Below are 10,587 nucleotides of genomic sequence, written 5' to 3' on the forward strand. Positions count from 1 at the left end.
CTATACGTTGAGAGTGGCAAGGAGTGGGTAGCCACTTGCCTTCGCCTCTCGTCGTCCGCTGTGGACGGACAAGCTCCTCCCGAAGCGGTGACGCGCCGCGTACGGCGATGCCCGCCGGCCGAACACACCTGGGGCTCATCCCCCCTCGTCGGCGTTGTCGTCGGCGTTGTGGATGGCCGCCGCGCCGACCAGGCTCGTCCCCGCCGACCGCACCGGGGCGGGCGACCGGCCTACCAGCGGGGGCTCCCTCGCGTCACGCCGCCGGCGCGTACACCGCGCTGAGCAGGCGGGCCGAGAGCCGCTCGATGTCGGCGGGATCCACCCCGTGCTCCACGAGCCAGCCCGCGGTACCGCCCTCGGTGGCGTCGACGTCGTCGAGCACGCCCTCAAGCGCCTCGGCCTGCACGCCCAGCAGCGCGCTGTTGCGCGGCGACGGCACGCCCGCCGCGGTCAGCGCGGCCCACAGCCGGGGCAGGTTGGCCTCGGTGCGCAGGTAGTCGGCCATGACGTCCTCGTGGCGCACCCCGACGGCGCGCAGCAGCACCGCCACGACGATGCCGGTGCGGTCCTTGCCCGCGGTGCAGTGCACGAGCACCGGGCCGTCGGCACGGGCCACGAGGCCGACGATCCGGGCGATCTCCCCGGCCGCGTCCTTCGCCAGGTGCCGGTAGGCGAGGGCGAGATCGGGATGGTCGTCGCGCACCGCGGCCAGCGCGGGCGCCAGGCTCACGCCCAGCGGGACGGAGTGCACGACGGTGCCGTCGACGTCGAGCGGATGCGCGGTGAGGTGCTCCTCGGGAGCGCGCAGGTCGATCACGGTAGTGGGAGGCCAGATCGCGACGTCGTTGCTGCCGACGCCATCGATGCTGCGGGACCGCAGCGCCTCGCTGCGGTAGAGCACACCGCGCCGGACGATGCGGCCGTCGTGGGTGCGCAGGCCCCGCACGTCACGCAGGTTCGCCGGTCCGTCGATAGCGGACCCAGCGGCGGGGGAGGGGTTCGTCGTCACTCCACCGAGGATCACCGCGTCAGGTGAACGCCGGGCAACATGGTGATCAGCGACTCATGACGACCCGGTGTCGTGGTGAGCCCCGTCACCTGGGACTATATGAGTCAGGTGGTGCGTTGACACCCCCCGGAGACCGCATCGGCCAGGCAGATTTCGTGCAGAGGGCCCGCGGGCTCGCCGCGGGATCACGGACTCGTGTTCCCGCTCACTGCGACGAAAGATCTACTGTGACGATCCCTTCTGGGACCCTGAACGAGCACGAGATCAACCTCCCCACCTTCTCCGACCTCCCGCTCCGCGCGGAGCTCCTGGCCGTCGTCGACGAGCTGGGCTACACCTCGCCGAGCCCGATCCAGGAGCAGTCCATCCGCCCGCTGGTGGAGGGCCGCGACCTGCTCGGCCAGGCCGCCACCGGCACCGGCAAGACGGCCGCCTTCGCGCTGCCCATGCTCGAGCGCATGGCCGAGCTGCGGCCCGAGCGCGTCCGCGGCGCCTCCCCGTTCGGCCTGATCCTGGCCCCCACCCGCGAGCTCGCGCTGCAGGTGTCCGAGGCCGTCACCCGCTACGGCTCGCACCTGAACGCCCGCGTCCTCACCGTGTACGGCGGCGCGCCGGTCGGTCCGCAGCTCAAGGCGCTGCACCAGGGCGTCGACGTCGTCGTGGCCACTCCCGGCCGCGCCATCGACCTCTCCAACCGCGGCGCCCTCAAGCTCGACGACCTCGAGATGATCGTGCTCGACGAGGCCGACGAGATGCTCGACATGGGCTTCGTCGAGGACATCGAGACCCTCCTCGACGCCACCCCCGACACCCGGCAGGCTGTGCTGTTCAGCGCCACCATGCCGCGCCGCATCGAGACCCTCGCGCAGAAGTACCTGCGCGAGCCGGTCACCATCCGGATCCGCCGCGAGGCCGTGCCGGAGGGCGAGGCCCCCAAGGTCCGCCAGACCGCGTACCTCGTGCCGCGCACCCACACCACCGCCGCGCTCGGGCGCGTGCTGGAGGCCGAGCGGCCCACCGCCGCCATCGTCTTCTGCCGCACCCGCCTCGACGTCGACGCCGTCACCGAGACGCTGACGGGCCGCGGCCTGCGCGCCGAGGCGCTGCACGGCGGCATGGACCAGGAGCACCGCACCCGCGTGGTCGAGCGCCTGCGCAGTGGCCGCACCGAACTGCTCGTCGCCACCGACGTCGCGGCCCGCGGCCTGGACATCGACCTGCTCACGCACGTCGTCAACCACGACGTGCCCCAGTCGTCCGAGGCGTACGTGCACCGCATCGGCCGCGTCGGCCGGGCCGGGCGCGAGGGCGTCGCGATCACGCTGGTGCCGCCGTCGAAGGTGCACGCGATGCGCGCCGTCGAGCGGCTCACCGGGCAGCCCGTCGAGTTCGCGCCGGTGCCCACCGCCGCCGACCTGCGGGCCGCGCGCCTCGAGCGCACGGGGGCGACGCTGCGGGAGAAGCTCGTCGCCGACCTGGACGCGTCCTCCGCCGACGCGACCGCCGAACCGGTCGACCCCGACGGCGTGCGGGCCATGCTCGTCGGGCTCGCCGGCGACTTCGGCGCCGTCGACGTCGCGGCCGCCGCGGTCCGGCTCATGACCGAGGCCGCCGGTTCCCCCGACGACGGCGAGGACATCCCCGTCATCACGCCCGGACGCTTGTCCGGTCCGCGCGACCGGGACACCCGCAGCCGTGGCGGCGCGGCCGCCGGCACCCGCCCGCCGAAGGCCGGCACCACGCGGCTGTTCGTCAACGCCGGTCGCGCCAGCGGCGTCCGCCCGCAGGACATCGTGGGTGCGCTGGCCAACGAGTCGAACCTGACGGGGCGCGACATCGGGGCCATCCAGATCCACGAGCGTCACGCGCTGGTGGAGATTCCGGAGCACGCCGCCGACGACGTGCTGCGCAGCCTCAAGGGCACCACCACCCTCAAGGGCCGCCGGGCCAACGTCCGGCGCGACCGCGGCTTCGCGGGCGCAGGCGCCGGTGGCGGGCGCCCCCGCAGGGACTGATCCACCAAGAACTGATCCGCCCACAGAACTGACCCGCGCAGACGACGGGGCCGCACCACCGCTCACCCGGGCGGAGGTGCGGCCCCGTCGTCGTACAGGGCGGCGCCGGCAGATGGCCTACCCAAAATGGGGCGTAGCTCACTTATGTCGCCTCCGGGATGCTGGGTCCCGTCGACTGGCGGAGGCGATCTGCGTGGAACGGAACAGGACACGACGGCGAGCGGTACTCCTGATGGCGGCCGGCCTGGCCACGGCCGGGGTGCTCGCCGCACCCGCCGCCACGGCGAGCGGTCGCACCCAGATCCAGGTCCAGGACCGGTGCGACCCGGTGACCTTCGACGCCGCGCTCGGGGCGGGTTCCTGCGTGTCCACGCGCGACGGGACGGTGACGTTCGCGGCGTTCCTCGCGAGGGCGAATCCGCATGACGGCGGCCACGGCGCATGGAACTTCTCGCGGAAGGACACCCACATCGACCGCGGTGAGGCCCTCCACGTCAGCAACACCGGCGGGGAGGTGCACTCCTTCACCGAGGTGTCCCGCTTCGGGACCGTGGGGATCGCCCCGCTCGACGCGGCGCTGCCGGACGGCACGCCGGCGGCGCTGCCGATCGGCGACCCGGCCACGACGTTCCTGCCGCCGGGCGCCGCGCTGGACGTCGCCGGCCTGAGCCCCGGCGTGCACACGTTCCAGTGCCTGATCCACCCTTGGATGCGGACCACCGTTGAGGTGCGCGGCTGAGATCCCCCGGCACGCGGCCCCCGTGCGGGGCCGCGTCGCCGGACTCAGTGGATCTGCACCTCGTCGCCCACCTGCAGGTCGTTGAACCACGCGACGGCGTCGTCGTGGCTCAGGTGCACGCAACCGGCCGACGGGTTCTTGGGGTTGCCCTCGTGGAAGGCGATACCGCCGTCGGCGAAGAACACCGAGAAGGGCATGGGCGCGTTGTTGAACTCCGCGCTCCTGTGGTTCTGGTCCTTCCACTGCACGTGGAAGAGACCGGTGGGGGTTTCCTCGCCGTGGCCGCCGTGGCTGACGCCGACGGGCCCGCGGGTGACGCTGCCGTCGTGGATGAGCCACGCGGTGTTCGTCGCGAGGTCGACACAGGCTCGCGCCGTGTACGTGCAGGGCGTGCCGTCGACGAGACCGTCGTCGCCGTTCCCGCTGCCCTCGGCCAGTGCCGTTCCTGCGAGTGCGAGCGCCGCTGTCGTCCCGATGGCGACCAGCGTCGCAGTCCGTCCCAGCCGCCGTGTCGTGCGCGTCATACCTGTCCTCTCGAGTGCCCCGACCGCGCAACGAGGCACGGCGGTGGTGGTGACGGTGCGGAACCGAACCGGTCCTTTTAGTGACGGGATGGGTCGTTCCGGGTGCGGCCGTCGCGGGTAGGAGCCGCGTGCGGGACAGTGGCCCGATGACGGACAGCCCGAACCTCAAACCCCGTAGCTTCGAGGTCACGGACGGCCTGGAGCGCACCGCCGCACGCGGGATGCTCCGCGCCGTCGGGATGCGCGACGAGGACTTCCGCAAGCCGCAGATCGGCATCGCGTCGAGCTGGAACGAGATCACCCCGTGCAACCTGTCGCTGCAGCGCCTCGGCATCGCCGCGAAGGAGGGCGTGCACCGGGCGGGCGGGTTCCCGATGGAGTTCGGCACGATCTCCGTCTCCGACGGCATCTCGATGGGCCACGTGGGGATGCACTGGTCGCTCGTCAGCCGCGAGATCATCGCCGACTCCGTCGAGACCGTCGTGCAGGCCGAACGCCTCGACGGCACCGTGCTGCTCGCGGGGTGTGACAAGAGCCTGCCCGGGATGCTGATGGCCGCAGCGAGGCTCGACCTCGCCGCGGTCTTCGTCTACGCCGGGTCGATCCTGCCCGGCCACATCGGTGACCGGGAGGTCAACATCGCCGACGCGTTCGAGGCCGTCGGGGCGTGTGCGCGGGGCCTGATCAGCCGCGAGGAGGTCGACGCCATCGAGCGGGCGATCTGCCCCGGCGAGGGCGCGTGCGGCGGCATGTACACGGCCAACACGATGGCCAGCGCGGCCGAGGCGCTGGGGATGGCGCTGCCCGGGTCGGCCGCGCCGCCAGCGGTCGACCGGCGGCGCGACGGCATCGCCCGCGCGTCCGGCGAGGCCGTGATCGGGATGATCGAGAAGGGCATCACCGCGCGGCAGATCATGACCAAGCAGGCGTTCGAGAACGCGATCGCCGTGGTGATGGCGTTCGGCGGGTCCACCAACGCGGTGCTGCACCTCCTGGCCATCGCGTGGGAGGCGGGCGTGCCGCTTGAGCTCGACGACTTCACGCGCATCGGCGAGCGCGTGCCGCACCTGGCCGACGTCAAGCCGTTCGGGCGGTACGTGATGAGCACGGTCGACCAGGTCGGCGGCGTGCCCGTGGTCATGAAGGCGCTGCTCGAGGCAGGGCTGCTGCACGGCGACGCACTGACCTGCACCGGCTCCACGGTCGCGGAGAACCTGGCGACCATCGACCCGCCCGGCCTCGACGGAGACATCCTGCGGACGCTCCACGACCCCATCCACCCCACCGGCGGCATCACCATCCTGCGCGGCTCGCTCGCGCCCGAGGGCGCGGTCGTCAAGAGCGCCGGGTTCGACTCCACGCGCTTCGAGGGCACCGCCCGGGTGTTCGACGGCGAGCAGGGTGGGATGGACGCCGTCTCCGACGGCACGCTGCAGCCCGGCGACGTCGTGGTGATCCGCTACGAGGGCCCGAAGGGCGGGCCGGGCATGCGGGAGATGCTCGCCGTCACCGGCGCCATCAAGGGCGCGGGCCTGGGCAAGGACGTCCTGCTGCTCACCGACGGCCGCTTCTCCGGCGCCACCACCGGGCTGTGCGTCGGGCACGTCGCGCCCGAGGCGGTCGACGGAGGGCCCATCGCGTTCGTCCGCGACGGCGACCGGATCGTGCTCGACGTCGCCTCGCGCACGCTCGACCTCCTCGTCGACGACGCGGAGCTGGCCCGCCGTCGCGAGGGCTGGACCCCGCCGACCCCGGACCCGGAGCTGCGCCGGGGCGTGCTCGGCAAGTACTCCAAGCTCGTGGGCTCGGCGGCGCAGGGAGCGGTCTGCAGCTGACGCCCCCGTGCGCGGATGGCAGTGCCAGGGCACTGCCATCCGCGCACGATCCGCGTGCCGGCGCGGCCTAGAGTTCGGCGCATGGTGGGAAAGAGGGAGATCCAGGAGGTCGAGGAGGCCGCCGAGGCGATCGGCGGGCTGCTCCGCCGGGCCGTGGAGGCCACGATCACCGACCGGGTGCCCGACCGCGCGCGGGAGGCGGTGGGGGAGTTTCTCTCCATCGACCGCAGCGCCGCGCCCGGCAGCACCAGCGGCCCGGCCCAGCTGCTGGCCACGCTGACGCTGTCGCGCTGGCTCGGTCTGGCCCGCGACCGGCTGGCCGACCGGCCGCAGCGTGTCGGCGAGGTGCTCGCCTGGATCGAGGAGAACCTGGGCAAGCGCTACCGGGCGCGGGCGCGCTACACCGCTCCCGTGCTGGAGAGCGAGGCCGGGGCGGGCGAGATCACTTCCTACCGGGCCGCGCTGCAGGACGACTTCCTGGCCACGCTGATCTGGCTGGTGGCCGGAACCGTCGCGGTGTACGCCGACGGCGACATCGCGTGGCTCGAGGCGCTGGACGCCGGCGCACCGCCGGTGACGAGCGGCCTGCTGTAGCGCGGCCCGTCACCGGCGCGGCCTCACGCGATGCGGTTCAGCGGCACGATGACGGGAGGGCCCGCGACGAGTGGGCCGAGCGCGGCGAGCCCCTCCTGCAGTACCGGGCTCGCGAGGTGCTCCCCGAGCAGTTCCTTGCTCTCCCAGACCTCGTAGAAGACGAACGTGGCGGGGTCGTCGGCGCCCTGGTGCAGGGTGTAGGCGACGTTGCCCCGATCCGCACGGCTCGGCTCGATGAACGAGTTGAGCAGGTCCTTGACCTGCTGCTCGTTGCCGGGCTTCGCGGTGATCGTCGCGACGACGGTGAGCAGGTCGCGGTTGTCGTCGGCGGGAACGGTCATGGGTGCTCCTCGGGGCTCGGCGGTGAACGTGATCACCGTAGTCCGAACGGCCGGAGGCCGACCCGCGAAGATGTGGTGGGCACCACGCCACCCGGGTCGACACAGCCTGGCGCGCGAGTCGAAACGGAGCGGTGCCTGAGCCGGCCACGGACGGTGGCCGCGTCGGGTCAGACCGCGCAGCTGCCGTCGGCGCAGGCCTCGCCCTGGCCACCGGCCGGGGTGAGCACCTGGACCGGGTGCGACTCGGCCCAGGCCTGGTCCAGCACCTGGCGCAGCGCGTCGGCGGGCTGGGCGCCGGACACGCCGTACTTCTCGTCGATCACGTAGAACGGCACGCCCGTGATGCCGTAGGCCTGGGCCTGGCGCTCGTCGGCGCGGACGTCGGCGGTGAAGCGGTCCGACGCCAGCACGGCGCGGGCCTCGTCCTCGTCCAGCCCGGCCTCGGCGCCGAGGCGGACCAGCGTCTCGGGGTCGCCGATGCGCTCGCCCTCGGTGAGGTACGCCTGGAAGAAGCGCTCCTTCACCGCGTCCTGGATGCCGTGCTCGGCGCCCAGGTGGATGAGGCGGTGGGCGTCCAGGGTGTTGCCGCCGCGGGCGCGCTCGAAGTGGAAGTCGAGGCCGTCCTGTGCGGCGGTCTCGGTCATCTGCGCGTGCATGCCCTCGGCCTGCTCGACGGACACGCCGTACTTCTCGGCGAGGTGCGCGGTGAGTGTGCCCTCGCGCTCACGGGGCGAGGCGGGGTCGAGCTCGAAGCTGCGCCACCGGACCTCCACATCATCGCGGTGCGCGAACCCCTCCAGCGCCTTCTCGAAGCGGCGCTTGCCGATGGCGCACCAGGGACACACGACGTCGGACCAGATCTCCACCTTCATGTGAGGGATCAACCGATCGGGCGGGGACCTTGTTCCAGCTCCGCGCGGGGGACCAGTGCCACCGCCCGGCCGTCGACGAGCACGAGGACCGGCGTGTCGCCGTCGATGCGGGCGCGGGCGTCGGCCAGGTTCTCCCCGGCGCCGACGGCCGCGGGCGGTCCGCTCGCGTGGTCGGCCACGTCGTCGCCCGCACGCTCCGGGTCGTCCCTCACCAGCCGCCGCAGCTCCTCGGGGACGACGGCGCCCAGCACCTCGGGGGAGGAGCGCGTCGGGGCGTCGGAGGCGCGGGCGGTGACCACGGCGACCAGCGCCGCGTCCTGCTCGGCGACGGCCCCGACGGTGTGGCCGGGGTGGGCCACCGCGAGCCCCCGTGTCGTGACGACGTCGCGGACGAACGGACCCTCGGCCGCGTCGAGGAAGCCGAGGTGGGCCATCCACTCGTCGTCGAAGTACTTGGAGAGGTAGTTGCGCCCGGAGTCGGGCAGCACCGCGACCACGACGTCGTCGGGTCCGAGCTCCGCGGCCACCCGCAGCGCCCCGGCCACCGCGGTGCCCGCCGAACCGCCGACGAGCAGGCCCTCCTCGCGGGCCAGGCGGCGCGTCACGGTGAGGGACTCGCGGTCGGGGATGCGCTCGAAGCGGTCGACGACGCCCTGGTCGTAGGACTCCGGCCACGCGTCGTCCACCGTGGCGGGGTGGACGTAGTGCCCGACGCTCTCGACGAAGTACGGGCTGCCGTCGCCGCCGGCGTAGGCCGACGACTCGGGGTCGACGCCGACGACCGTCACGCCGTGCTGCTTGAGGTAGCGGCCGGTGCCGCTGATCGTGCCGCCGGTGCCGACGCCCGCGACGAGGTGCGTGACGCGCCCGCCCGTCTGCTCCCAGATCTCGGGGCCCGTCGTGAGCTCGTGGATGCGCGGGTTGGCGGGGTTGTCGTACTGGTTGGCGTACCAACCGCCGGGTGTCTCGCCCGCGATGCGGCGGGCCATGACGTTGACGTGCTCGGGGTGCTCGCGGGGCACCTTGCTCTCGGTGGGCACCACCCGGGCGCCGTAGGCCTTGAGCAGGGCGATCTTCTCGCGGGCGATCGTGTTGGGCACCACGACGACCGCCTGGTAACCGCACTGTGCGGCCACCATGGCGAGCCCGACGCCGGTGTTGCCCGACGAGCCCTCGACGATCACGCCGCCCGGACGGAGGTCCCCGAGCCGCTCCGCCTCGCGCACCATCGACAGCGCGGCGCGATCCTTCACGCTCCCGCCCGGGTTGGTGAACTCCACCTTCACCCAGACCTGCGCGGCCAGCCCCTCGGTGATCCGGTTGAGCCGGATCAGCGGCGTGCCGCCGACGGCGTCGAGCAGCGACTCGTGAACGTCCACGTCCTGATCGTGCCCCACCGCGCGGCCCGGCACAGCCCGGCGGGCTCGATCGGCACCGCACGGGTTTGCGCGCGGCGGAGCCGCGCCCCGCGCGAGTCGGCACAGATCGGTGCGCGAGCCGACACGAATCGGTGCGCGAGTCGGCACGGTCCGCTGCGCGGATCGGCACGGATCGGCGGCCGTAGCCTGTCGGCCATGCCGCTGCCCGACGACTGGTCCCGCTGGCGCGACCAGGTCGACCTCGACCGCTACGACGAACGCTGGGCGCAGATGGCCGCAGCCGGGGAGAACCCCCACGGTGAGGCCGACCTCATCGCGTCCTACCGGCCGGCGTCGGTGCTCGACGGCGGATGCGGCACCGGACGGGTGGGCATCGAGCTCGCACGTCGCGGCGTCGTGGTGCTGGGCGTCGACGCGGACCCGGACATGATCGCGGCGGCGCGAACCAAGGCCCCGGAGCTGGACTGGCTGGCCGCCGACCTCGCCGATCTCGACCGGGCGCAGCGGTTCGACGTCGTGGCGCTGGCCGGCAACGTCGTGCCGTACGTGGCGGCCGAGCGCCGGGCCGCTGCGGTGGCGGCGTGTGCCCGCCATCTCGTTCCGGGCGGCCGGGTGGTCGCCGGGTTCCAGCTGCAGGACGGCTGGCCGACACTCGCCGAGTACGACGGGTGGTGCGCCGCCGCGGGCCTCACCGTCGAGGACCGGTTCGCGACCTGGGACCGTCAGCCGTATGACGACGGGAACTACGTGGTATCCGTGCATCGGCTCGGCTGACGAGCCGGCCGGACCCCTGTGCATCCCCGCCGATCCCCGCCGCCCGCGCCGAGGGTGGGTGCGTGGTCACGTCCGCTCGGCCACCGCCGCGTCGAGGGCCTCGCGCATCGCGTCGACCGGGCCGGGCCTGCCGGTCATCAGCTCCACCTGCGCCACGGCCTGGTGCAGCAGCATCTCCAGCCCGCTGACGACCCGCGCCCCGCCGGCCTGCGCCGTCGCCGCGAACGGGGTGGGCCACGGCGCGTAGACGACGTCCAGCACGATCGCGCCCGCACCCGTTCCGGCCAGGGCGTCGGCGGCGCCGCCGGGCAGCGTCGAGATCACGACGTCGGCCTTCTCGAGGACGGTCGCGGCGCGGGCGGCGTCGGTGAGGGCGTCGTCGACCACGGGGGAGACGCCCAGCCGCTCGGCCGTGGCCCTCAGCTCCGCCGCCCGGGCGGGGTTGCGGACCAGCACCGTGACGTCGTCGACGCCCAGGTCACGCAGGGCGGCGAGGGCGGCCTGC

11 protein-coding genes are annotated in these 10,587 nt (G+C 73.5%); 5 read left to right on the plus strand and 6 right to left on the minus strand.

Annotation, left to right across the window (positions count from 1 at the left end; genetic code table 11):
• Window positions 1-253: 253 nt before the first annotated feature.
• Window positions 254-1,009 (minus strand): tyrosine-protein phosphatase, encoded by a 756-nt coding sequence (locus JWR81_RS27495; protein ID WP_297659180.1) that lies wholly within the window; start codon window positions 1,007-1,009, stop codon window positions 254-256.
• A gap of 227 nt (window positions 1,010-1,236) precedes the next feature.
• Between JWR81_RS27495 and JWR81_RS27500 the strand changes: the two genes are divergently transcribed.
• Both JWR81_RS27500 and JWR81_RS27505 read left to right on the plus strand, forming a co-directional pair.
• The gene (locus JWR81_RS27500; RefSeq protein WP_297659182.1) at window positions 1,237-3,024 is read left to right on the plus strand and encodes a DEAD/DEAH box helicase; all 1,788 of its coding nucleotides are present in this window, start codon (window positions 1,237-1,239) and stop codon (window positions 3,022-3,024) included.
• Between the two features lie 232 nt (window positions 3,025-3,256).
• Window positions 3,257-3,763, plus strand: coding sequence for a hypothetical protein (locus JWR81_RS27505; protein ID WP_297659184.1), 507 nt, complete (start codon window positions 3,257-3,259; stop codon window positions 3,761-3,763).
• A 44-nt stretch (window positions 3,764-3,807) separates the two neighbouring features.
• Here JWR81_RS27505 and JWR81_RS27510 read toward each other — a convergent pair whose 3' ends face one another.
• The gene (locus JWR81_RS27510) at window positions 3,808-4,287 is read right to left on the minus strand and encodes a L,D-transpeptidase (protein WP_297659186.1); all 480 of its coding nucleotides are present in this window, start codon (window positions 4,285-4,287) and stop codon (window positions 3,808-3,810) included.
• 146 nt (window positions 4,288-4,433) lie between these two features.
• On the opposite strand from JWR81_RS27510, the gene ilvD reads away from it, so the two are divergent.
• Both ilvD and JWR81_RS27520 read left to right on the plus strand, forming a co-directional pair.
• A complete protein-coding gene (ilvD, locus tag JWR81_RS27515; protein ID WP_297659188.1) occupies window positions 4,434-6,122 on the plus strand; it encodes a dihydroxy-acid dehydratase in 1,689 nt (562 codons plus the stop codon).
• Window positions 6,123-6,203: 81 nt separating this feature from the next.
• Window positions 6,204-6,716, plus strand: a complete 513-nt coding sequence (locus JWR81_RS27520) for a hypothetical protein (protein WP_297659190.1) — start codon at window positions 6,204-6,206, stop codon at window positions 6,714-6,716.
• A 23-nt stretch (window positions 6,717-6,739) separates the two neighbouring features.
• Here JWR81_RS27520 and JWR81_RS27525 read toward each other — a convergent pair whose 3' ends face one another.
• From JWR81_RS27525 to JWR81_RS27535, 3 genes are all read right to left on the minus strand, one after another.
• Window positions 6,740-7,057, minus strand: coding sequence for a putative quinol monooxygenase (locus JWR81_RS27525; RefSeq protein ID WP_297659192.1), 318 nt, complete (start codon window positions 7,055-7,057; stop codon window positions 6,740-6,742).
• A gap of 167 nt (window positions 7,058-7,224) precedes the next feature.
• Window positions 7,225-7,929, minus strand: a complete 705-nt coding sequence (locus tag JWR81_RS27530; RefSeq protein ID WP_297659194.1) for a DsbA family oxidoreductase — start codon at window positions 7,927-7,929, stop codon at window positions 7,225-7,227.
• An 8-nt stretch (window positions 7,930-7,937) separates the two neighbouring features.
• Window positions 7,938-9,308, minus strand: a complete 1,371-nt coding sequence (locus tag JWR81_RS27535) for a PLP-dependent cysteine synthase family protein (protein ID WP_297659197.1) — start codon at window positions 9,306-9,308, stop codon at window positions 7,938-7,940.
• A 195-nt stretch (window positions 9,309-9,503) separates the two neighbouring features.
• Between JWR81_RS27535 and JWR81_RS27540 the strand changes: the two genes are divergently transcribed.
• Window positions 9,504-10,082, plus strand: coding sequence for a trans-aconitate 2-methyltransferase (locus JWR81_RS27540; protein WP_297659199.1), 579 nt, complete (start codon window positions 9,504-9,506; stop codon window positions 10,080-10,082).
• A 66-nt stretch (window positions 10,083-10,148) separates the two neighbouring features.
• Here JWR81_RS27540 and JWR81_RS27545 read toward each other — a convergent pair.
• Window positions 10,149-10,587, minus strand: a 439-nt coding sequence (locus JWR81_RS27545) for a shikimate dehydrogenase (protein ID WP_367278866.1), incomplete at its 5' end; no start/stop codon positions are given.

The sequence above is a fragment of the Pseudonocardia sp. genome, assembly GCF_025965585.1.
Taxonomy (GTDB): domain Bacteria; phylum Actinomycetota; class Actinomycetes; order Mycobacteriales; family Pseudonocardiaceae; genus Pseudonocardia.

Coding starts and splice junctions, on each gene's coding strand:
- JWR81_RS27505 (WP_297659184.1), top strand. CDS start 3,257: ATGGCGGCCGGCCTGGCCACGGCCGGGGTGCTCGCCGCACCCGCCGCC.
- JWR81_RS27510 (WP_297659186.1), bottom strand. CDS start 4,287: ATGACGCGCACGACACGGCGGCTGGGACGGACTGCGACGCTGGTCGCC.
- ilvD (WP_297659188.1), top strand. CDS start 4,434: ATGACGGACAGCCCGAACCTCAAACCCCGTAGCTTCGAGGTCACGGAC.
- JWR81_RS27520 (WP_297659190.1), top strand. CDS start 6,204: ATGGTGGGAAAGAGGGAGATCCAGGAGGTCGAGGAGGCCGCCGAGGCG.
- JWR81_RS27525 (WP_297659192.1), bottom strand. CDS start 7,057: ATGACCGTTCCCGCCGACGACAACCGCGACCTGCTCACCGTCGTCGCG.
- JWR81_RS27530 (WP_297659194.1), bottom strand. CDS start 7,929: ATGAAGGTGGAGATCTGGTCCGACGTCGTGTGTCCCTGGTGCGCCATC.
- JWR81_RS27540 (WP_297659199.1), top strand. CDS start 9,504: ATGCCGCTGCCCGACGACTGGTCCCGCTGGCGCGACCAGGTCGACCTC.